This is a genomic window from Actinokineospora lacus (genome assembly GCF_053813445.1).
In genome coordinates this window covers 146,670-167,954 of sequence record NZ_JBQERA010000002.1, presented here as the reverse complement: position 1 = coordinate 167,954, position 21,285 = coordinate 146,670, and the positions used below count along the sequence as shown (strand labels likewise).

Sequence of the window (21,285 nt, the reverse complement as noted above, 5' to 3'; positions counted from 1 at the left end):
GAGTCGTGATCAGTCCGCCCGCTGGCGGTGCGGACGGATCGTCCTCATACCGGTGTTGTATTCGGGCGTGTCCGGCCGTGCCGCCGGCGTGTGGACTGGCGCGGCTATGCCGTGCTCCACACCTGAAACACGACCTAGCAGCGCCTCGGCGGCGTCGGTGCGCGCGTAGAGCACGTGGCGGCCGAGCCGGTGGCCCGCGACGAGCCCGGCTTCCCGCAGCGCGCCCAGGTGTTGGGACACCGCGCCCGCCGTGAGTCCCGTGCGGACGGCCAGGTCCGATGTGGACGTCGGTGTGTCGAGTTCGGACAGCAATCGCGCGCGGGAGCGGCCGAGGACGCCCGCCAGGCCGCGCGGCACCGGGCGCTCGCGGTGCTCCCACAGGGTGGCCACGCCGCGCGGCGGGTAGCGCAGGGTGGGCTGCCAGGGCGGGGTGAGCAGCGTGAACACCCGGGGCCAGACGAACACCGACGGGACGAGCAGCAGGCCGCGCCCGCGCAGGCGCAGCGCCCCGGACACCGCGCGGTGGTCCACCGACAGCTCGTCGTCGGCCCAGCGCACCGCGGGGTCGATGTCGTTGAGCAGCCGGTCGGCCCCGCCCTCGGCCAGCAGCCGGGCGCGGCGCAGGACGTCGCCTTCGAGCAGGGTCCGGACGCGGGGCCAGAACGGGGCCAGCGCCGCGTCGAAGTATGCCTGGACCTGCTCGCACAGCAGCTCGATGCCCGCGGCCGGGTCGGCGAGCAGCAGGTCGCGGCCGGGTCCGGGCGGCAGGGGGCCGACGCCGGAGCGGACCTCGCCGGGCGCGGTGGCGCGCAGCCCGGCCAGTTCCACGGCCAGGTCGGGCACCGGGGTGGCCGGTGGCGGCGCGACAAACCCCGGGATGCGGCGGTCGGGCACCAGCTCGGCCAGCAGCGACCAGTCCACGGCGGCCAGGCGCGGCGCGATCCGGGCCGCCCACGGCCGGTGGACGGTGTGGACCTCGGGCCTGCGGAGCGCGCGGACGCTGGCCACCACCTCCCACAGCGGTGACACGGCGAACCTGGTCAGGGCCACGTCGCGGGCGGTGAAGGACAGCCGGAGCACGCCGTGAGTTTAGTCCAGGCTAAATCGATGGCCCGCGCGCCGACCTCCGGCGAAGGTGGTCCCATGACATCGAGACTGGGATTCGGCGCGCTGCACCTCACCGACCGCGGCTGGGGGCCGCCACGTGAGCGCGCCGCCGCCGTCGCCCTGCTGCGCGAGGCCGTCGACCTGGGCGCGGACATGGTCGACACCGCCGACGCCTACGGCCTGGGCGCGAACGAGGAGCTGATCGCCGAGGCGCTGCACCCCTACCCCGCCGGGCTGACCGTGGCCACGAAGGCGGGCCAGTGCAGGCCCGCGCGCGGGGCCTGGGTCCCGCTCGGCCGCCCGGAGTACCTGCGCCAGCAGGCCGAGCTGAGCCTGCGCAGGCTGCGGGTCGAGCGGATCGACCTGTTCTACCTGCACCGCGTCGACCCAGCGGTGCCGCTGGCCGAGCAGGTCGGCGCCCTCGCCGAGCTGCGCGCCGAGGGCAAGGTAGACCGGATCGGACTATCCGAAGTGGATGTCCGAACGCTGGAGGATGCCCGGCGGGTGACCGAGATCAGCGCTGTGCAGAACAAGTACAGCACCGATGACCGCGCCTGCGAAGACGTCCTGGACCACTGCGCCCGAGCGGGCATCGACTTCGTGCCCTGGCGCCCGATCTCGCGCGGCGACAGCGCCGTCGAGAAGGTCGCCGCCGACCTCGGCGTTCCCCCCGCGCCGGTCGCGCTGGCCTGGCTGTTGGCCCGCTCCCCCATCGTGCGCCCGATCCCGGGCACCACGTCGTCGGCGCACCTGCGTCAGAACATGGCCGCTGCCGACCTCGTCCTCACCCCAGAGCAGTACGCCCTGATCGCCCGGTCCTAGATGAGTCCCAACTGGACGGCGCGCACGCCCGCCTGGAACCGGCTGCGGGCCTGCAGCTTGGTCATCGCGCCCGCGACGTCGTTGCGGATGGTGCGGACGCTGACGCCGATGCGCCGCGCGATGGCGTCGTCGGTCAGGCCGTCGGCCAGCAGGCGCAGGACCAGCTGGTTGCGGGAGTCGGAGGAGGCCGCCTTGCCGCGCGCGCCGCGGGTGGTGGGGGCCGGGGTGGCCGCCGCCCAGAGGCGGTCGGCCATGTGGGTCAGCGTGTTCAGGGTCGTGGTCGCCCGCACGAGCCCGGTGCGCTGGCTGTCGGCGAGGATGGCGGTGGCGCCGTCGATCAGGGTCGCCCGCAGCGGCACCTGGTCGATCAGCCGCGGCGGCGCCCAGCGGGCGGTCAGCCAGGCGGCGTGCTCGGCGGCCTGCGGGTGCTCGGCGACGCTCGCGGCCCAGATGTGGCGCAGCGTCGCGCCGCGGCGCAGGGCCGCCTCCGCGATCTGCTTGGCGAACTCGTGCGCGCCCGTGCTCCAGCTCGGCACCAGGAAGACGATCTCGCCGGTGACGGTGGACGCCAGGCGCTCCAGGTACGCGGTGGCGTCGTCGGGCCCGGCGAAGGCCACGTGCGGGCCGGGACCGCCGATCGGCCGCCGCGACGACGCGACGAAGCGGGCCACGGTCGCGGCGTCGGGCATGGCGGGCTCGGTGTGCGCCGGGTCGTCGGCGGCGCGGGTGCGGCGACCCGCCAGCGCGGGCAGCGCCACGCACGGCTCCACGGCCCGCACCGCCCCCGGGCGCTCGGCCGAGTCGGCGGTCAGGCCGTCGGCGGCCAGGTTGGCCAGCGCCTCCTCGACCCGGGCCTGCGGCCAGCCCAGCTTGTCCCCCAGTCCCGCCGCGGTCCACGACCGGCCCCGCAACATGATGCGGTACGCGGCTTCCGCGCCCTCGGCTAAGCCGAGCCCCTCACGTTGCCGGGTCTCGCCGGTCAACACCGAACCCCCGATTGACAGCCCCATGCCGATCACCCCTATCGGATAAGACAGCGCCCTGTGGCATTACAACTGTCATGACCGTATGACCACGTCACACCGCTGTCAATGACTATCCAGAAAACCTTGGTAACTCACCAACCACTGACAACGGAGAGTTAACCTCAGAGTCTTCCCAGTTCAGCGCAGGGTTAACGGCAACGAGACGGCCCGGATGAAGAACTTTCAATTACGTGTGTAAAGCCGCATGACCGCAGCCGATCGGCGGAGGCGGCCTTGCGCCGATCGGCACCGGGCGACTGTCACGGGCCGAACACGAAAAGAGCCCCCTCAGCAGGTGAGAGGGCTCTTCGCGGTCGTCGGCAGGGCGGGTCAGGCCTCGCGGCCCGCCTCCCAGGCGGGCGTCGCGGAGTGGATGCGGTCGATCTCGCGCCAGATCTGGGTCGCGAGGCGGTAGTTGGTGTGCTGCTCGGCGACCTGGGCGGCCGAGCGCAGGGTGTCGATGGACTCCGCCGTGCGGCCCAGCTGGTGCAGGGCCTGGCCGTGGATGAGGTGGTGGCGGATGACGTCGGTCGTGGTCAGGTTCTGCGGCGCGTGGCTGGTCAGCTCCAGCGCCTGGGCGGCGTCCCCGGTCCGCAGCGCGTAGCGGGCCTCTATCAGCGCCGTGTGGGCGTGGTCGTGGGGGGAGTCGCTGAGTTCGGCCGCCGCGCGCATCCAGCGGATGTAGATGGCGATGTCGTCCAGCGTCGCGTCGGTGTCCAGCAGGGCGGACGCGGCGGCGCGGGCGAAGCGGCCCCAGTCGCGCAGGGACGTGTCCGGGTGGGCGAGCATCCGGTGGGCCCGGCTGATGTGGTGGTGCGCCCGCTCGCCCTGGCCCATGCGGGCGTAGGCGATGGACGCCGCCCAGTGGGACCGGCCCTGCACGGTCGGGGAGGCCAGCGAGTCGGCCAGGTCGAGCATGGTGTTGATCAGCGTGTCGATGTCGACGGTGTCGCCGGAGTCGACCTTGACCGACACCAGCACGCCCAAGGCGCGCACGTGCTCGGCGGTCGAGGCCAGCTCGGTGCGCGGCAGCACGGCCATCGCCGACTCCGCCAGGCCGAGCGCCTCGCCGAGCTTGCCGCAGTCACGGGCCGCGGTGGCCTGGTCGAGGCGGAGCTTGACGATCAGCTCGGCGACGCCGAACTCCTCGGCGCAGCGCACCAGCTCGACCAGCAGGTCGTAGCGCGAGAGGTGGTCCCCGCGCAGGTTGAGCACGTCGTGCAGGGCGATGCCGTGCTCAAGGATGGCCGCGGGGTCCCCCACGCGGCCCGCCTCGGTGAAGATCCGCTCGTGCCGGGCCTGGGCCTCGTCCCAGGCGCCGACGTCCCAGGCCGAGCGGGCGAGGACCTCGTGGACCAGCCTGCTGCCCGGCGCCTCGGTGTCGGCCTCGGGACGGGCCCTGCGCTCACTGGGCGTGGGCAGGTTCGGCAGCATCGAGATCCCGGCCAGGTCCTCGGGGGAGACCCCCAGCGTCCCGGCGATCTGCAGGACCACTTCCAGGGTCGGCACCCGGGCCCCGGACTCCAGCAGGGAGATGTAACTCGGGTTCACGACGGTGCCCGCCACGTCGCGCTGGGAAAGTCCGCGCTCCTGTCGCAACCGCCGCAGCCGCTGCCCGAACTCCGGCTGCCGGACGCCGACGCTGCTCACCGTCACCGACCCCCCTGCCGTCGTGACCGACTCAAGAACCGGTCAACCTCCAGTCCACCTGCTAGTAAAGATGACCGTAACTGGAGTCGAGGGGGTGCACAAGTCAACGCGGGCGCGGAAATTTCCCCGGTCATGACCGGAGGGGGATTAGCACGGTTTGGGCAGCAGCCACGGCCAGTCGTTGGGGACGCACGCGGTCAGCAGCGGCACCTCTACCTCGACGGACGCGGCCACGGACACGGTGTCGGCACCCGCGGGCACCGTCCCGCCCGCGAGCGCGCCCGCCATGGCTAACACCGCGGCCGCGCGGGTCACAACTCGAAGAATGCTCGACTGTACGGGCTGACGCTCGTTTACTGGTGTCATGAGTAAAACAAGTAGTCCAGCAGCCACCCTCCGCACAACGAGAGGTGCAGGATCAGGCAGCGCGCTTGTGGGGGCCGGAAAACGGCGACGGCCGCCCCGCCTGCGCGGCGGGACGGCCGTCGAACCGGCTGGGGCTCAGGCGCGGGGCACGCTGATGGTCGTGAACTCCCAGGAGTGCTGGACACCGCCCGCAGTGTTGGCGGGCAGGCCCGCGAGGGCCCGGCTGCGCGCTCCGAAGGCGCGGGACGCGGTCCCGCCGAACGGGTCGCCTCCCGCCGCGCTGCGGGCATCGGTCGCTGAGGAGCTCAGGTGGTCGAGGTCCATCTGTGGTCATCCTTCCTTCACGGGGTGGTGCGTGGGTGAAGCCCGCTGGTCGGCCGCGAACAGGAGGACGGACGGGACCTGGGCGGGGAACCCCAGGTGCAGCAGTCCGTGTCCGATGCCCGCGGCGCCTGCCAGCAGACCGGGTGTGGCCACCCCGGACGGGGCGCCACCGCGCGGACCCGGTGGGGTCCGCGCGCCGAGCAGGCGCCCGCCGCGGCGGGCGATGGCGCCCACCCCGGCGTGCGCGGCGATGGCGGTGAGGACACCGGTCTCGCCGTGACAGAGGGAGGCGTCGGCGCCGGGCCCGCCTCCGCCGAGGACTTCGGCCCACCGGCCGGACGTGCGGGCCTGGGCGTCGACCAGGGCTATACCCGCCTGCCCGCCGCACCAGCCCGCGTCATCGACCTCCGCGGACACCGCGGCCCGCAGCGCGCGCAGGCCCTCCGGGCGGTGCGCGCTCAGCAGGGCGTGGGCGACGCCCGCGCAGCCGTGCAGGAAGCCCGCTGGGAGGTCGAGCGGGGCCACGGCCAGCCGGTCGGCCAGGGCCGACGCCAGGGCGGCGGACTCCGGCGATCCCGTGGCGGTGTGCACGGCGAGGCAGGCGAGCAGCGCGCCTGCGACCCCGTCGCTGACGGAGGGGGTGTCCGGGTCCGTCACGGCGGCGATGACCGGGACCAGCGCGTCGGCGTGGGTGAGCAGGGCCGGGCTGTCCAGGAGGACGCCGAGGCGGGCCAGGGCGTAGGCGATGCCGCCGACGCCCGCCATGCCGCCGCCCGCCTGGCCCGCCCGGTCGGGGTCGGCGGCGAAGTGCCCGACGAGGGCGCCGACGGGGGCCACCGCCTTGGCGGCCAGCTCGCCCAGGTCGGCCCGGCCCGCGAGCCTGGCCACCTGGGCCAGGAACAGCGCGACCCCGGTGTAGCCACTGGTGAGACCGGCGTTCATCGGCAGGACGGCCCAGAAGCGGTCGTCCAGCGCCTCCATCCCGACCCAGTTGACCCGCCCGCGCCCGTGGACGGCCCGCGACGCGATGTCCTCGGCGATCCGGACCGCCGCCGCCAGTGCCCCCTCGGGCGTGAACGGCGGGTGCTCCCCCGGGTCCGGCTCGCCTGGGTTCGGCTCGCCTGGGTTCGGGGCGGCGGAGGTGAAGCGGTGGTGGACGGGGGCGTCGCGGGTGGCGAAGGCGGCCTCGATCACCCACTCCTGGGCGCGCTGGTCGGCCGGGCCCATCCGGGCGAGCTTCTGGGTCGCCATTCGCAGGCCGGTGCGGGGCAGGCGGTGGGGCAGGCAGCCGCCGCGGGCCGTCCAGACGTGCCTGCTGGCGGGCCGGGCGTGGAAGGTCGGGATGTCGCCCGCCCACAGGTCGGCGATCTCGTGGTCGGGCAGGTCGGGCAGGCCCGCGGGGGCGGGGTCGAGGCGGAGCAGGGCGAAGAAGCGGTCGCGGACGGCGGGGTCGCGGAGCAGGTCGGGGTGGGTGGAGTCGGTGAGCAGGTCGGCGTAGCGCTGGGTGTGGCGGGCCACGACGCGGATCTCGACGTCGGCGCAGCGGGCCAGGAGTCCGGCGAACTCGGCGCGGTGCCCGGCGATGGCGGCGTAGGCGGCCCGAAAGCCCGCCAGCAGCGCCGGGAGGTGGTCGGCGGGGTTGGCGGGGGCCCCGTCGAGGACCGGGCGGTTGTGGCTGCCGGTGAACGGCACCCGGCGGCGTTCCAGGCGCATGGTGTCGGTGCCCGCGTCGACCCAGCGGGTGACCTCGGCGGGGTAGTCCATGCCCGCGGCGGCGCCGAGGCCGGAGATGTCGAGGGCGCCGCCGTCGCCGTAGGCCATCATCGGCAGCAGGGCGGTGCGGGCGACGGAGGCGGCCAGGGCGGCCTGCGCCGGGTCGGGGCCGGTGGCCGCGTCCTCGGGGAACACCGGGTGGAACAGGGTCTCGACGTCGATGAGCACCGGCTGCGCGCCCGCGGCGATCAGGTTCTCGTAGTGGATGTCGGTGGCGTCCAGCGCGGAGAGCAGGGCCAGGAGCGCGCCTTGGCGGCGGTAGAACAGCCCGACCTCGTCGACGGTCCGGCACGGACCGTGCTCGATCCGCTCGACCCAGCCGTACCCCGGGCGCACGACGCAGGCCGCGGGGCGCAGGCCCAGGCGCACGTGGCCGTCGAGCCAGCCCACCAGCTCCCCGAACCGGGCGTGCAGCTCCAGCGGCCGGGGCTGGTAGGCGACGCCGCGCCCGTCGGCGAACTCCAGCAGCGTGGCCGAGCGGCCGCCGCGGTGGCGGTCGCCCAGGCCCGCGTGAACGGCGACCAGCGGGCCGGGGTCGCCGCCGCCGAGCAGGTCGGCGACGGCGGCGCGGTCGGCGGCCAGGCGGGTCAGCAGCTCGGCGGTGGCCGAGACGGTGGCGAGGCAGGTCTGGCCGATGACCCGGGCCAGGACCGGGTAGCGGCTCAGCAGCTCGCGCGGGTCGACGCGGCGCAGGAAGTCGGCGAAGCGCTCCGCGCCGGTGGCCCCGGTGAGGGTGGGGCGGGCGGTGTGCAGCTCGTAGACGAACGTCCGGGCGGCCAAGGCGCCGAGCCTGCGGCGGAGGTCGGCCTCGGTATCGGCGATGGCGCGGTCGACACCGCTCAGGTGGGCGGTCTCGGCGCGCAGCCGCTCGCTGGCGGCGCGGGTGAACGGGGCGAGAACGCGGCCGAAGGGCGCGCACGGGTCGTCGGGCTCATCGGTGTCGCGGGCAAGGTCGTGGGCAACGGGGTCGTGACCAGCGGGATCGGCGAGCGCGGCCTCGGTGAACCCGGCCCAGTCGTGCCCGGCGGTCCACCACGCGACCCTCGGGGGGCGCGGAGTGGTGGAGGTCTCGCTCACGGCGACCGACCATGACATGGATCAAGCCGTCAGGGAATGGCCACAAGTCCCCAAATTCTGCCGACAGCCGAAATTCCCGGGCTGCCGTGGCGGCCCGGGTGCGGATGACGGGATCAGCCGGTCGTCCCGACCTCCTCCATTTCGAGCCCGTCGACGGTGAGGACGGCGCGCCCCGCGGCGGAGGTCTGCCCGCTCAGCAGGGCGCGGCCGTCGCTCTGGCGGCGCAGGCGCACTTCGTGGACGAGGGTCTGCCCCGGGAGCACGGCGCCGTGCACCCGCACCCCGCGCGCGTGGCGTGGGGTGGCGCGGGTGCGGTCCAGGCGCAGCAGGGCCTGGCAGGTCTGGGCGAAGGACTCCAGGACCAGGGTGGCCGGGTAGGGGCCCGGGGCGCGGTCGCGGTAGCAGGGCTCGGTGGCGGAGACGGTGTACTCCGCGGTGGCGGCGGTCCCCGCCACGAAACCGGACACCGTGTCCAGCAGGAGGCCGGGTCCGTAGGGCAGCAGGATGGCCGGGTCGACCGATCGGGGGGTCCGGGTCCTGGCCGCCCTGACGCCCGTCACGGCGTCGGCGGGGCCGGGCCTGCGACAGCGCACCGTCATCGATTCGGCGGTGATGACACAGCCCTCGGCTGTCGTGGCGATGTCCGGGCGCAGAGTCAGCACGGTGCCGGGAGCCAGGTCGCGCAGGGGCGCATCGTCGACGGCGGCGAGGAGCAGATCGGGCGCGCCCAAGCAGCGGCGGGCGGCTTGGACCAGCGTCTCCAGGACGAACACGCCGGGGTAGGCGCGTCTGCCCGCCACGTACGGGTCGTCGGCGCTCACGCGCTTGACCACGGTAAAGCCGTCGTCGTAGAAGCAGTGGTCGAGCGCGGAGAACGGGGCCACCGGACGGGGTGCCGCGACCGTCGCCGTCGTCATGGCCCACCCCCTCATCGCGTCGTAGGACACCCCAGGTCAGCCGCCGCCCACCAGGCATTTGGACCGGCAGTTTGCGACGTGCCGAATGTGGGGGCACTTCCCCCATGTGCCGGTGGGGGTGGGTGGGCGACGGTGGGACATGGCCCGGTCGGCTCGCACCAGGGGGGTGGACGGTCCGGGCGCTCGACGGGGAGCTATGCGGGAGGGAGAACCGGCATGATGCGGTTGCACTCGGTGGAGATGCCTGCCCGGCACACGGCGGATGTGTCGTTCGGCGCGGTGCTGAGGGGGCATCGGGTGGCCCGCGGGATGACCCAGGAGGACCTGGCCGCCGCCTCGGGGCTGAGCGTGCGGGCGATCCGCAACCTGGAGATCGGCCGCACCCGCCAGCCGCACCCGCAGTCGGCCCGGCTGCTGGCCACCGCGCTGGGCCTGGCCGACCAGGCATGCGCCGACCTGCTGCGCGCCGCGCGCCAGGGCGGGCGCCAGACCAAGGCGGTGACCCCCGCGCCGCGGCAGCCCAGCGACGCCCCGCGCGGGCGGTGCGAGCTGCCCGCCGACGTGACCGATCTCGTGGGCCGCTCCGAGGTGGCCGACCAGCTGGTGCGCGCGCTGACCGAGCGCACCCCCTCGACGGTGTCGCGCCTCGCGGTGGTCACCGGCGGCCCCGGCTCCGGCCGGACGGCGCTGATCGTCCGGGTGGCGCACCGGCTGCGCCGCGCCTTCCCCGACGGGCAGCTGCACGTCGGCCTGCGCGGGGTGCCCGCGGGCCCGCAGCGCACCGCGGCCCTGCTCGGGCGGCTGCTGCGCTCGCTGGGCACCGTCGCCCTGCCCGAGTCTCCCGACGAGCGCGCGGCGCTGCTGCGCGCGGAGCTGGCGGTGCGCCGGGTCTTGGTGGTGCTCGACGACGTCGACGGCGAGGCCGACGTCCGCCCGCTGCTGACCGGGTCGACGACCAGCGCGCTGCTGGTGGCCGCGCGCAGGCCGCTGGTGACGCTGAAGGCCGCGGCGACGGTGAAGCTGGGCCCGCTGTCCGAGCGCGCGGCGGTCCACCTGCTGGCGTCGGTGCTCGGTGACGGGCGCGCGGCGGCCGAGCCCGCCGCGGCGGTGGCAGTGGCCCGCGCCTGCTGGCGGCTGCCGCTGGCGCTGCGGATCGCGGGGTCGTGGCTGGTGGCCCGGCCGTACCGGCGGGTGTCGGACCTGGCGGCGCTGCTGCGGGAGGTGCCGGGCAGGCTCGACCACCTCGCCGTCGGCGACCTGTCGCTGCGGGCCAGCGTCATGGCCCACCTGTCGGGCCTGGACACCGCCGAGCGCGGCGCCCTGCGCTCGGTGGCCCGCCTCGGCGACGTCCACTTCGGACTGTGCGACCTGGTCGGCCTGCCCGCGGCGGGGGACGGGGTCGAGCGCCTGCTGCTGGCCAACCTGCTGACCTCGACCCCGGACGGCCGCTACCGCATGGAGCCCTACGTCCGGGCCTGCGTCGTCGACCGCGACACCCCGCTGGTGCCGGTGGCCGCCATCCGATGACCTCAGGTCAGCGCTGGAAGCGGCGGGCGAAGTCGACCAGCGCGGCGCGGTCGGCGCTGCCGGTCTTGGCGATCAGGCTGGCCACGTGCTTCTCCACGGTGCGCGGCGAGATGTGCAGGCGCCCGGCCAGGCCCTTGTTGCCCAGTTGGTCGGGCAGCAGCTCGAAGACCTCGTACTCGCGGATCGTCACCCCGGCGGCGCGCAGGCGGGCGGGGACGCGGTCGGTCCCCGCCCGGCGCTGCTGCACGGACTCGCCGACCGCGCGGAGGATTCTGCGGCAGGCGCTGGCCACCGGGGCGGTCCCGGAGCGGTGGAAGTGCTCCTCGGCCTCGCGCAGCCAGGCCACCGGCTCGCCCCAGCCGTCGCGGTGGGCGGACTCGGCCACCAGCCGCAGGGCCAGGTTGCGCGCCATGGGGAAGGGCGCGCCCGCCGCGCGGGCGAGTGCGGCCTTCTCGGTGGCCCGGGCGGGCTCTCCCGCCGCGCCCAAGGCGACGGCCTCGGCGAACAGGACGAACTGGCGGTTCCAGCGCATCGCGGCGGGCGCCTTGCCCGCCAGGTCCGCCAGGGCTTCCGCGTCCACCGCTCCGTCCAAAGCGGACAGCAGCACGCGCAGCCCGTTGGTGCCGGAGAGGTGGAACGTGGTCGGACTGGCGGCTTCGACCCCGGCGGCCGTGGCCAGCTCGCGCCGCGCCGCCGCGCCGTCCTCCTCCAGCAGCGCGCAGACCGCGCCCGCCAGGCCGTGGGCGAGCGGGCGTTCCTGCGCGCGCTCGTTGCCCGCCGCGCGGAATGCGGCGAGCGCGCGTTCCATCTCCGCGCGCTTTCCCTGGTGTGCGGCCAAAGCGGCGCTCACGACGTACAGGTACCGTTCGACGGCGTTCAGCCGCAACCGGCGCACCGAGTCCAAAGTGGACTCGATCTGTCTGCTCGCCAGCTCGAAGTCGGCACTGAGCACCGAGTCCATCGCGATCGACGCGGCCATGTTCTCGGCCAGCGTGATCGCGCCGACCCCCAGCGCCGCGTCCCTGGCCTCGGCGAGCACCGCCCCGTCGCTGTCGATGAGCCAGGCGATGCTCGCCCCGCCGATGACCCCGTACACCTCCCAGATGGGCAGGTTCCCGGCGTGGGCGACCTCGCGCACCCGGTCGAAGCACGCCCGCGCCTCGGCCAGGTCGCGGTCGCGGGCCACCACGCCGATGACCTGCCACGCCTGGCACAGCACGGTCGGGCCGACCTCGTCGGCGGCGCCGATCACCCGCCGGACCAGGGTCTCGGCCTGCTCGTGGCGGTCCTCGCCGGGGCCGTCCAGGGCGAGGTACGCGGCGATGACGTCCACCGGGGCGGTCGTGACCACGTCGGCGTCGGCGGGCAGCAGCGCCCGCGCCGCGGCCACCTGCGCCATCCCGTCGGCCCAGCGCCCGGCGATGTGCCCGGCCCACGCCAGGCGCACGTGCAGGGCGACCCTGCGCTCGGGCGCCTGCGCCGACAGCGCGTCGGCCAGCTCGAAGGCGCGGTCGAACTGGCCGTGCTCGGCCAGCGCGTAGAGCAGCGACTCCAGCACGTCGGCCCGCTTGCCCGCCTCGCCCGCCGACTCCAGCAGCCGCTCGGCCCGCTCCAGCAGCGCCACCGCCGACCCGGCCGCGCCGTCGGCCAGCGCGCGTGCGCCCGCCTCGGAGAACAGGGCGGCGGCCTCGACCGGCTGCTCGGCGCCGACGCGCAGCAGCGCGGCCAGCTGGCACCAGTCGCCGGGCAGCCCGGGGTGGACCTCGGCGACCGCGTCGGCGGCCCGCCGCGACAGACCGGCCCGCTCGGTCGGCGTCAACCGCGCCTGCAGCGCGTCCGCCGTGAGCGGGTGCTGGAAGGTGTACCAGTCGGGGCCGCGGTCATCACGGGCGATCAGCTGCGCCTCGACGCCCGCGTGCAGGTGCTCCAGCAGCGCCCGGTTGTCCATGCCGGTGACCTTCTGCACGACGGTCAGCGAGAACCGCCTGCCCACGACGGCCGCGGCCGAGCACAGCAGCCAGCCCTGGGGGCCGAGCCGGTCGGCGCGGTCGACGATCGCGCGCGCCACCGTCGGCGGGACGGCCGTCGCCGCCGCCGCGCCCAGGCGCCACCGGCCGTCGTCGGACACGAGCGTCCCGGCGTTGACCATCGCGTGCAGCAGCTCCTCCGCGACGAACGGCACTCCCGCGCTGTCCTTCCACAGCCGCTCCGCCAGCCCGGCGGGCACCTGCGACGGCTCCCCGCCGAGGCACGAGGCGATGAACGCCCCGGCGTCGGCGATGTCGAGCCTGCCCAGCTCGACGGTGCTGCCGCTGCGCCGCCGCACGGCCGAGCCGACCAGGTCGAAGGCCGGGCCCGGCTCGCTGCGCACGGTGGCCACCAGGGCCGTGGACTGGGTGTGGAGGTTGTCGCAGATGTACTCCACGACGGCCAGGGACTCCACGTCGGCGTCGTGCAGGTCGTCGAGGAAGAGCAGGCAGCCGCGGCCGTCGCCGACCGCGCCGGTCAGCCGCAGGATGGCCTCGGCGAGCACGACCAGCGAGTCCCCGTGCGGGCCCGCCTCGCCCATGCTCCACTCCGGCACGAGCCTGCCCAGGATCGGCCGGTACGGGCCCAGCGCGGCGTCCGGCAGCGGCACGCCCCGCCGGACCAGCGACAGCAGCGCCTCGGTCAGCGGGCGGAACGGCACGGTGGGCCCGGTCGCGCTGGCCCGCCCGCGCAGCACGACCATGCCGGCGTCCATCGCGCGCCGCACGGCCTCCGCGGCCAGCCGGGACTTGCCGATGCCGGGCTCGCCGACGACGAACGCGGCGCCGCCGCGGCCGGATCGGGCCTCGTCGAGCAGGCCGGTGAGCCGGTCGACCTCGCCCTCCCGGCCCACCAGGGTGGAGGCCCGTGTCCGCATGGTGTCCCATCCTATCGACGGCGTCAGAGCCGCTTTCGCTGAATATCACACGTACATCGGCGAAGGGGGGTCCGCCGTTGCCATATTCCGTGCGACGCATGGGAGGTCGGCGAGGTTCAATACCGTCCGTGAGCCACCCTCGACCACCCGCACCACGCACTCCTCTGTGGACCATTCGGCCCGAGCCGGTGGACTCCGCCGCGGGGGTGGCCATCCTCCGCGAGTACCTGGCCGACGTGATCGGCAGCTACTACGGCAGGCCCGCCACCGCAGCCGAGATCGCCCTCGAACACGGCGACGGCGACCCGACCCTGGCCCCGCCGGGCGGGATCTTCCTGGTCGGGGACCTGGCCGGGGTGGACAGCGGGTGTGTCGGCGTCCGGCTGATGAACGCCGACACCGCCGAGCTGAAGCGGCTCTACGTCCGCGCCCCCGCCCGGGGCACCGGTGGGGGCGCCGCGCTCGCGGCCGCGGCCGAGGCGGCGGCGCGGGGACTCGGCGCGCGGGCCCTGCGGCTGGACACCCGATCGGATCTGGTGGCCGCCCGCGCCCTCTACGCCCGCAGGGGCTACCGGGAGATCCCGGCCTACAACCGTGAGCCGTACGCGCAGCACTGGTTCGAAAAGACCCTGGAATAAGCATCGGCATATGCGCATTTCCAGCCATGTCCCAGTCACCGCAAAGAGTTAATTCAGGCGAAGATGGCGAGCCGCCCGAACGCCACCGACGGTGATCGTTTATTGTTGCCCTCGGACCGGTCCCCGCGGTGAGGTCCGCATTTCCGACGACTCCGATGGAGTGCTCCCCCATGTCTTCCGTGGACGCCAAAATCGGCACACCACTGAGTGTCGCCGAATCCGATTCCTCCCCCAGGACGATGAATTCCTCGCGCTGCCAGCTCTCCCGCGTCGTCTGGCACGCCGACCAGAACATGTTCGGCTCCGGAAAGGGCACCCTGGTGCTGGAGCTGGTCGACGACGTGGCCTGGGCGACCGCGGCCCGGCACTCCTGCGGGCACGCGGTCACCGTGACCGTGGAGCACATGATCTTCCGCGACCCGATCTGGGCCGGTGACATCGTCAGCGCGTTCGCGCAGGTGGAGGGCACCGGCCGGACGTCGATGGACATCGGCGTGTACGTCAGCGCGCAGCGGCGCGTCGGCCCGGAGGAGGAGCAGGTCGCCGTCGCCGAGGCGCACCTGGTCTTCGTCGCGGTCGACGGCGACGGCAACCCCCGGCCCGTGCGGGGGGTATACCCGGAAACCGAGTCGGAGTACGCCGCCGCGCGGGCGGTGGAGATCCGCAGGGAACACCGCAGGGCGCTGACCGGCGCGCTGGCGGAGTCGGCGCAGTGATCCGGACACAATCGCACCCGTTCCGGATCGTGGGAACGGATCGGGCGTCGGCCTGCGTCGAGGTCACCGCGGCATTCATCGCCGAAGCGGTGAATGAGGGCGACTTCACCGTGCTCGGTGATTTCGCCCACCCCAATGTCAGCGATTTGTCCCAGCCGCGGATTTTCGCCGACGGCGCCGCCGGACTCCGCGCGCGGGTGGAGGCGGCCCGCGGGCGCATGCCGGATCTGTACGCCCGGATTCGGGACATCCGCCCCGGCGACGTCGGCACGGTGCGGGTGCGCCTGGAGTTCAGCGGCACCTACCACGGCGACCCGATCGCCCCGACCGGCCGCGACGGCCGGGTCCTGCGGTGGCGCCAGGAGCACCTGTGGTTCTTCCGGGACGAGCGGGCGTGCTCGCACCTCGGGCGGATCGATCGGGCCGCGATCGACACCCTCCTGCGCGACTGACGACGTGTCGGCTGCCGGGCTGTGGGAGCGGCCCGGCAGGTCAGCGCCGCGCCGACCACAGCCGGTTCGGCGGGTGCGGCCAGGTGATCGTCGGCGGCCCAGTCGGCCTCTCAGTCGGCGGCCCAGTCGGTGGTTCAATCGGCGCCTCTGGGGACTCCGGCCCCTCGGCGGCGTCGGACTCGGCCAGGATGGTGTCCACTGTGACGGTGGCGGCCCGCACGCGCCATACCACCAGGGTGAGCAGCGCGGCCCCGCCGAGGATCAAGCATGTCACGATCATGGGCAGCCCCATTCCGAAGCCGAGCGCTCCTCACACCTGGCCTGCCGAACACCGTTCGGCCTTCCGGGTTAGCGCTCGGAGTTCATTCGATGGTCGTCCTACACCAAGACCATCGCCTGGACCGACTCTCAGTTACACCTGGTAGCCGAGCTTCGCGATCTACCACCCGTTTGGCGGACACGATTGAAAGATCAAGTAACAGTGCGCTGCTGTGGCGCAGGCGACCTCCGGCCTGGGTCCCGGCCCTGGAACGATCGACGCTGAACGTCCGCCGACCGCCGAGGTGATCCGCAGCATGGCCGCTCCCGCCAACACGACCGACCGCTGGATTCGCCGGTTCCACCCCGCGCCGGGGGCGAAGGCCCGGCTGCTGGTGCTGCCGCACGCAGGCGGCGCGGCCAGCTACTACTTCCCGCTCTCCCGGGAGCTGGCCCCGGACATCGAGGTGCTGTCCGTGCAGTACCCCGGCCGCCAGGACCGCCGCGACGAGCCGTTCGTGGAGTCGGTCGCCGACTTCGCCGACGTGCTCGCCGACATCGTCGAGCCGTACACGGACTCGCCGCTGGCACTGTTCGGCCACAGCATGGGCGCCTCGGTGGCCTTCGAGCTGGCGCTGCGGCTGCGCGAGTGCGGCGTGCCGCCCACCTGCCTGGTCGCCTCCGGCCGCCGCGCCCCCGTCGCCCACCGCGACGAGCGCGTCCACGAGCGCGACGACGCGGGCCTGCTCGCCGAGATCCGCTCGCTGGACGGCACCCAGGGCCCGCTGCTCAACGACCCGGAGATCCTCGCGATGGTGCTGCCCGCCATCCGCGCCGACTACCGCGTCGCCGAGACCTACCGCCACACCCCGGGCACCCCCCTGGCCTGCCCGATCGCCGTCCTCATCGGCGAGGACGACCCGAAGGTCACCCGCGCCGAGGCCGAGCGCTGGGCCGAGCACACCACCGGGCCGTGCGCGGTCGAGGCGTTCCCCGGCGGGCACTTCTACCTCGCCGACCGCCAACCCGCCGTGGCCGCCCGCGTCGCCGCGCACGTCACGCGCGCGCTCTAGGCCGTGTTTCAGATGTGGGGGGCGGCAGAGTCGTGATCAGTCCGGCCGCCTGCGGTGCGGACGGATCGTCCTAATACCGGTGTTGTGTTCGGGCGCATCCGGCCGTGCCGCAGGCGGCCGGACTGGCGCGGCTATGCCCGTGTCCCGCATCTGAAACACGGCCTGGCCAGCCACCACAGACCCAGCACCGGCAGGACGGCCGGGATGTACCCGTAGCCCCGCCCGAACTCCGACCACACGGTGGCGTCGGGGAACACCGACGGGGCCAGCAGGCTCACCGTGCCGACGGCGAGCACCCCGACCAGCTCGACCAGGCACGCCGCCACCGCCGGCCGCCGCGCGCCCTTGACCAGGCTCACGGTCGCCACGACGTAGACCAGCGCGGCCAGGGCCGAGAGCAGGTACGCCAGGGGCGCGCGGTCGAACCGGGTGGCCAGCTGCACACCCGACCGCGCGCACGCCGACAGGGCGAACACGGCGTACACGGCGACCAGCAGCCGCCCCGGTCCGTGGCGCAGTTCGGACGCGGGCAGCTCAGGCACCGGGCATCCAGAGGCCGTTGAGCCGCACGATGACGACCGGCACCAGCAGCGCGCCGACGACCACCACGGCCATCCCCCACCGGGTGCGCTCGGCCATCGACCAGAACACCGCCAGCGGCAGCAGGAGCAGCCCGCCGAGCAGGTACCCGCCGAAGGACAGCCCGTCGACGGCCCGGTCGGTGCCCGCGAGCTGGACGAACCCGATCACCGCCTGCACGAGCAGCCCGATTTCGACGATGAGCAGCAGCACCACGAGCAGCCCACTGGCAGGCTTGTCCAAGAGAAGCGGGCGGTTGAGCAGCACCAGCGCCAGCGCCCACACCGCGGCGGCCACCGCCGTCCAGGTGAGGACGGCGGACAACGCGTCGATCATGTGGGGCACCCCCGGGCTTCGGGCTGGTCGCGGCGGTGACAGCCTTGCACGGACGCCGACGGGGGTGGACTGACGGTGCTGACCGGGGACGAGCGCGCGCGGCTGGTGGACTGGCTCGGGCCGGGACCGGGCCTGGTCTACGCCCGCCAGTTCCTGTCCGAGCGGGCCAAGGCCCGGGGCCGGGACGTCCGCGCGGTGCGCAAGGCGGCCCGCGCGTGGCTGGAGGGCGGCAACCGGCCCGCGGAAGTGCCCCCGGAGCTGTTGGCCTGTCCCGAGTCCGCGCTGCTCTCGGCGCTGCGGTCGCTGCTGTGGGACGAGCACCTGATGGCCGATGCCGCCACCCTGCTGAGGGCCGCCCTGCTCGAACGCGCTCAGCCGCTCGGACGGCCGCGGGACAACCACGCCCACTGGCGGCGGCCCGGTGGCAGGTGGCGGCCTGGTGACAAGTGGTCCGGCGAAGCGGACGACCTCGACGCCCGCCCGCCCGCCGCGGGGGAGGCGTGGCCGCTGCTGCGCGCCCCGGCCTCGGTCACCGCGGGCACGACGTTCACCCTGCGGGTCGGGCTCTGCGACACCCGCGACCCCGAACTCCTGGGCACCGGGGCGATCCCGCTGCCGGGCGCGCCGGTCGAGGTGGAGGTCGTGGTCGTCTACGACCCGGCCGCGTTCGCCCCGGTCGGCTGGGCGAACCCGGTGCGCGTCACCCACCCCGACCGCCCCGCCGTCGACCTGCGCCTCACCGCGCTCGACGGGCCGGGCCTGCGCGCCCGCCGCCACCTCGGCGCGGCGTACCACCACGGCGGCGAGCTGCGCGGGTTCGCGTCGCGGGAGGTCGAGGTCGCGCCGGAGCCGTCCGGGACGGTGCCGCTGTTCGACGGCCGCGTGCTCGACATCCGCCCGCTGCTCGACGCGGGCGCGCCGGACCTGGTGATCGTGGTGGAGCGCGGCGAGGACGTGCGCGGGCAGACCCTGCTGTGGTCGGTGCGCTCGCCGCGGCCCGGGGTGGCGCCGCTGGCCGGGCCGTTCCGCTGCGACCTCGGCGACGACCCGGCCGCGTTCGCCCGCGCGCTGCGCCTGGACGTCGGCGGCTACGGCGACGACGCGCGCGCCGCGGCGCTGCGGCTCATCGGCGTGGGCAGGCGGATCGGGGAGCTGGTGCCCGAGCCGGTCGCCGACGCCCTGCGCGCGGTGATCGGGACGACCGCCACGCCGTCGGTGCTGCTGCTGAGCACCGAGCCGCACGTGCCGTGGGAGCTGGCCGTCCTCGGCCCGGCCGCGTCGGGCAGCCCGTTCCTGGGCGCCCGGGTCGCGATGGGCCGGTGGGTGCTGGCCAGGGGCCGGCCCCGCCCGACCCCGCCGACCCGGGTGCGGGCGGGCAGGCACGCGGTGGTCACCGCCCGGTACGCCGACGTGCCCGGGTGGGGCAGGCTGCCGCACGCCGAGGCCGAGGCGGCCACGCTGGCCGCGGCGTACCCGCCGTGCGAGGAGATCGACCCGCTGCACTCGGCCGTGCTCGACGCGCTGGCCGCCGGGCCGCGCGCGGACGTGCTGCACTTCGCCCTGCACGGGCGCTACGACCCGGAGTACGCCCAGGAGGGCCTGGTCCTGCTGGGCGAGGACGGGCGGCACCGGTTCCTGCACCCCGACCAGGTCGCCGCGCTGGACTTCACCGGCAGGCCGTTCGTGTTCCTCAACGCCTGCCAGGTCGGCGCGGGCGGGGAGGTGCTGGGCGACTACTCCGGCCTGGCGCGGGCGTTCCTGGCCGCGGGCGCGGCGGGCGTGGTGGCGCCGCTGTGGAACGTCGACGACGGGGAGGCGGCCGCGGCGGCGGAGGAGTTCTACCGGCTGGCGTACTCCGGCGTGGCGCCCGCGGAGATCCTGCGCCGCTGGCGCTCGCGGGTCTCGCTGAGCACCAGGGACGGCTGGCCCGCGACCAGGCTGGCCTACCAGTTCTTCGGCCATCCCCGCCTGTCGATGGAGTACCCGGTCTACTAGTGCACCGGTTCGGGTGGTTGGACCGCGCTCGTCACCACCGTTGCGCGGACCGGTGTTAGCGTCATGCGATCAACCACGCTTTGAGTCCACAGTAGACGGTGGACGCTCGGACCATGGGGGCGCGGACGTGTCGGTACTCGATCTTGTCTACGGCGCGCCAGGGGTCGTGGCCAGGGCACGGGCGCTGACCGACCCCGGCCTGCGCGCCGCCGTGGACACCCTGCCCGCCTCGACCCGGCACGTGGCCGGCTACCACCTGGGGTGGTGGGACGAGCGCGGCAGGCCCGGCGCCGAGCCCGGCGGCAAGGCGCTGCGGCCCGCGCTCACCCTGGCCACCGCGGCCGCCGTCGGGCTGTCCCCCGCCGACGCGGTGCCCGCGGCGGTGGCCGTGGAGCTGGTGCACAACTACACCCGCCTGCACGACGACGTCCTCGACGGCGACCGGGCCCGCCGCGGCCGCCCCGCCGCGTGGTCGGTGTTCGGCCGCGGCGCGGCGATCCTCGCGGGCGACGCCCTGCTGGCCCTGGCCTACGACGCCCTCGCGGCCGACGCGGACGCCACCCGCCTGCTGACCGCGGCGGTCACGACGTGCCAGGACGGCCAGGCCGCCGACCTGTCCTTCGAGCGCCGCACCGACGTGACCCTGGCCGAGGGGGTGCGCGCGGCCGAGCACAAGACCGGCGCCCTGATCGCGGTGGCGGTCGTGCTGGGCGCCCGCTCGGACCCCACGCGCGTCCCGGTGCTGCGCCGCTTCGGCGAGCGCCTCGGCCTGGCGTACCAACTCGTCGACGACGTCCTGGCGATCTGGGGCGACCCGGCCACGACGGGCAAGCCGGTGTACGCGGACCTGGACCGGCGCAAGAAGACCCTCCCGGTGCTCGCCGCCCTGGCCTCGGGCAACGCCCCCGCGCGCGAGCTGGCCGCCCTGTACCACTCGCCCGCGCCCCTGACCGCCGCCGACGTGGTGCGCGTGGCCGAGCTGGTCGAGCACGCGGGCGGGCGGGCGCACTGCCTGCGCCAGGCCGACGACCTGCTGGCCGCCGCCCTGGACGACCTGCGCCGGGCCACGCTGCCCGCGGGGGCGTCGGGGGAGCTGGCGGGACTGGCCCACCACCTGGTGCACCGGGACAGCTGAGGCGTCAGCCCATGATCAGCGAATCGTCAGACCGGGGCGGCAAACTTGGTTCCAGCAAGGCAAGCAAGACAGAAGGAAATCGGGAGAGGTGCCCGGAGCGGCTCAACGGGTTCCTGTTCACAGGAAGGGTCCCTCGGGACCCGCGCAGGTTCAAATCCTGCCCTCTCCGCGCAACACAACTCAACACACCAAGGAGAGGTGCCCGGAGCGGCTCAACGGGTTCCTGCTCGCAGGAAGGGTCCTTCGAGACCCGCGCAGGTTCAAATCCTGCCCTCTCCGCGCAACACAACTCAACACACCAAGGAGAGGTGCCCGGAGCGGCTCAACGGGTTCCTGCTCGCAGGAAGGGTCCTTCGAGACCCGCGCAGGTTCAAATCCTGCCCTCTCCGCGCAACACAACTCAACACACCAAGGAGAGGTGCCCGGAGCGGCTCAACGGGTTCCTGCTCGCAGGAAGGGTCCCTCGGGACCCGCGCAGGTTCAAATCCTGCCCTCTCCGCGCAACACAACTCAACACACCAAGGAGAGGTGCCCGGAGCGGCTCAACGGGTTCCTGCTCGCAGGAAGGGTCCCTCGGGACCCGCGCAGGTTCAAATCCTGCCCTCTCCGC

19 protein-coding genes and 5 tRNA genes are annotated in these 21,285 nt (G+C 74.5%); 13 read left to right on the top strand and 11 right to left on the bottom strand.

Features of this window, described 5'->3' with window-relative positions:
- Window positions 1-9 precede the first annotated feature (9 nt).
- Window positions 10-1,080 carry a DUF5937 family protein gene (locus tag ACTG9Q_RS05365; protein WP_455571479.1) on the bottom strand — a complete coding sequence of 357 codons (1,071 nt, stop codon included), beginning with the start codon at window positions 1,078-1,080 and terminating at the stop codon, window positions 10-12.
- Between the two features lie 63 nt (window positions 1,081-1,143).
- Here ACTG9Q_RS05365 and ACTG9Q_RS05360 point away from each other — a divergent pair, with 63 nt between their 5' ends.
- Window positions 1,144-1,929: an aldo/keto reductase gene (locus ACTG9Q_RS05360; RefSeq protein ID WP_455571478.1), complete on the top strand. Its 786-nt coding sequence runs from the start codon at window positions 1,144-1,146 to the stop codon at window positions 1,927-1,929.
- Here the strand turns inward: ACTG9Q_RS05360 and ACTG9Q_RS05355 are convergent.
- The 6 genes from ACTG9Q_RS05355 to ACTG9Q_RS05330 form a co-directional block, all read right to left on the bottom strand.
- Entirely contained in the window at window positions 1,926-2,939 is a 1,014-nt protein-coding gene (locus tag ACTG9Q_RS05355) for a LuxR C-terminal-related transcriptional regulator (protein ID WP_455571477.1), read from the bottom strand. The two genes, ACTG9Q_RS05360 and ACTG9Q_RS05355, sit on opposite strands and share 4 nt — an antisense overlap.
- Before the next feature lie 345 nt (window positions 2,940-3,284).
- Window positions 3,285-4,610, bottom strand: coding sequence for a helix-turn-helix domain-containing protein (locus ACTG9Q_RS05350; RefSeq protein ID WP_455571476.1), 1,326 nt, complete (start codon window positions 4,608-4,610; stop codon window positions 3,285-3,287).
- Between the two features lie 141 nt (window positions 4,611-4,751).
- Complete coding sequence (locus tag ACTG9Q_RS05345; protein ID WP_455571475.1) at window positions 4,752-4,919, bottom strand: hypothetical protein; 168 nt, start codon at window positions 4,917-4,919, stop codon at window positions 4,752-4,754.
- A 186-nt stretch (window positions 4,920-5,105) separates the two neighbouring features.
- Window positions 5,106-5,294 carry a hypothetical protein gene (locus ACTG9Q_RS05340; RefSeq protein ID WP_455571474.1) on the bottom strand — a complete coding sequence of 63 codons (189 nt, stop codon included), beginning with the start codon at window positions 5,292-5,294 and terminating at the stop codon, window positions 5,106-5,108.
- Window positions 5,295-5,300: 6 nt separating this feature from the next.
- Window positions 5,301-8,144, bottom strand: a complete 2,844-nt coding sequence (gene lanM, locus ACTG9Q_RS05335; RefSeq protein WP_455571473.1) for a type 2 lanthipeptide synthetase LanM — start codon at window positions 8,142-8,144, stop codon at window positions 5,301-5,303.
- A 113-nt stretch (window positions 8,145-8,257) separates the two neighbouring features.
- Complete coding sequence (locus ACTG9Q_RS05330) at window positions 8,258-9,061, bottom strand: hypothetical protein (RefSeq protein WP_455571472.1); 804 nt, start codon at window positions 9,059-9,061, stop codon at window positions 8,258-8,260.
- Window positions 9,062-9,277: 216 nt separating this feature from the next.
- On the opposite strand from ACTG9Q_RS05330, the gene ACTG9Q_RS05325 reads away from it, so the two are divergent.
- On the top strand, window positions 9,278-10,588 hold the full coding sequence (locus ACTG9Q_RS05325; RefSeq protein ID WP_455571471.1) for a helix-turn-helix domain-containing protein: 1,311 nt from the start codon (window positions 9,278-9,280) through the stop codon (window positions 10,586-10,588).
- Between the two features lie 7 nt (window positions 10,589-10,595).
- Here the strand turns inward: ACTG9Q_RS05325 and ACTG9Q_RS05320 are convergent, their stop codons facing one another.
- Complete coding sequence (locus ACTG9Q_RS05320) at window positions 10,596-13,493, bottom strand: AAA family ATPase (protein ID WP_455571470.1); 2,898 nt, start codon at window positions 13,491-13,493, stop codon at window positions 10,596-10,598.
- Between the two features lie 188 nt (window positions 13,494-13,681).
- On the opposite strand from ACTG9Q_RS05320, the gene ACTG9Q_RS05315 reads away from it, so the two are divergent.
- From ACTG9Q_RS05315 to ACTG9Q_RS05305, 3 genes are all read left to right on the top strand, one after another.
- Window positions 13,682-14,131 (top strand): GNAT family N-acetyltransferase, encoded by a 450-nt coding sequence (locus tag ACTG9Q_RS05315; protein ID WP_455571469.1) that lies wholly within the window; start codon window positions 13,682-13,684, stop codon window positions 14,129-14,131.
- Between the two features lie 239 nt (window positions 14,132-14,370).
- Window positions 14,371-14,847 (top strand): acyl-CoA thioesterase, encoded by a 477-nt coding sequence (locus tag ACTG9Q_RS05310; protein WP_455571468.1) that lies wholly within the window; start codon window positions 14,371-14,373, stop codon window positions 14,845-14,847.
- Window positions 14,848-14,876: 29 nt separating this feature from the next.
- Window positions 14,877-15,299 carry an ester cyclase gene (locus ACTG9Q_RS05305; protein WP_455571467.1) on the top strand — a complete coding sequence of 141 codons (423 nt, stop codon included), beginning with the start codon at window positions 14,877-14,879 and terminating at the stop codon, window positions 15,297-15,299.
- 40 nt (window positions 15,300-15,339) lie between these two features.
- Here ACTG9Q_RS05305 and ACTG9Q_RS05300 read toward each other — a convergent pair whose 3' ends face one another.
- Entirely contained in the window at window positions 15,340-15,579 is a 240-nt protein-coding gene (locus ACTG9Q_RS05300) for a hypothetical protein (protein ID WP_455571466.1), read from the bottom strand.
- A gap of 295 nt (window positions 15,580-15,874) precedes the next feature.
- Between ACTG9Q_RS05300 and ACTG9Q_RS05295 the strand changes: the two genes are divergently transcribed.
- Window positions 15,875-16,630 (top strand): thioesterase II family protein, encoded by a 756-nt coding sequence (locus tag ACTG9Q_RS05295; protein ID WP_455571465.1) that lies wholly within the window; start codon window positions 15,875-15,877, stop codon window positions 16,628-16,630.
- 131 nt (window positions 16,631-16,761) lie between these two features.
- On the opposite strand, the gene ACTG9Q_RS05290 is transcribed toward ACTG9Q_RS05295, so the two are convergent.
- Both ACTG9Q_RS05290 and ACTG9Q_RS05285 read right to left on the bottom strand, forming a co-directional pair.
- Complete coding sequence (locus tag ACTG9Q_RS05290; RefSeq protein WP_455571464.1) at window positions 16,762-17,172, bottom strand: hypothetical protein; 411 nt, start codon at window positions 17,170-17,172, stop codon at window positions 16,762-16,764.
- Window positions 17,165-17,545 carry a hypothetical protein gene (locus ACTG9Q_RS05285; protein WP_455571463.1) on the bottom strand — a complete coding sequence of 127 codons (381 nt, stop codon included), beginning with the start codon at window positions 17,543-17,545 and terminating at the stop codon, window positions 17,165-17,167. Before ACTG9Q_RS05285 ends, ACTG9Q_RS05290 begins: the two co-directional genes overlap by 8 nt.
- Before the next feature lie 75 nt (window positions 17,546-17,620).
- Here ACTG9Q_RS05285 and ACTG9Q_RS05280 point away from each other — a divergent pair, with 75 nt between their 5' ends.
- The 7 genes from ACTG9Q_RS05280 to ACTG9Q_RS05250 all read left to right on the top strand — a co-directional run bounded on the left by ACTG9Q_RS05280 (window position 17,621) and on the right by ACTG9Q_RS05250 (window position 21,284).
- Window positions 17,621-19,540 (top strand): CHAT domain-containing protein, encoded by a 1,920-nt coding sequence (locus tag ACTG9Q_RS05280; RefSeq protein WP_455571462.1) that lies wholly within the window; start codon window positions 17,621-17,623, stop codon window positions 19,538-19,540.
- 127 nt (window positions 19,541-19,667) lie between these two features.
- Window positions 19,668-20,675: a polyprenyl synthetase family protein gene (locus ACTG9Q_RS05275; RefSeq protein ID WP_455571461.1), complete on the top strand. Its 1,008-nt coding sequence runs from the start codon at window positions 19,668-19,670 to the stop codon at window positions 20,673-20,675.
- 82 nt (window positions 20,676-20,757) lie between these two features.
- A tRNA-OTHER gene (locus ACTG9Q_RS05270) sits at window positions 20,758-20,844 on the top strand.
- Window positions 20,845-20,867: 23 nt separating this feature from the next.
- Window positions 20,868-20,954 (top strand) — tRNA-OTHER (locus ACTG9Q_RS05265).
- A 23-nt stretch (window positions 20,955-20,977) separates the two neighbouring features.
- A tRNA-OTHER gene (locus ACTG9Q_RS05260) sits at window positions 20,978-21,064 on the top strand.
- 23 nt (window positions 21,065-21,087) lie between these two features.
- A tRNA-OTHER gene (locus ACTG9Q_RS05255) sits at window positions 21,088-21,174 on the top strand.
- 23 nt (window positions 21,175-21,197) lie between these two features.
- A tRNA-OTHER gene (locus tag ACTG9Q_RS05250) sits at window positions 21,198-21,284 on the top strand.
- The last annotated feature ends 1 nt before the right edge of the window (window position 21,285 follow it).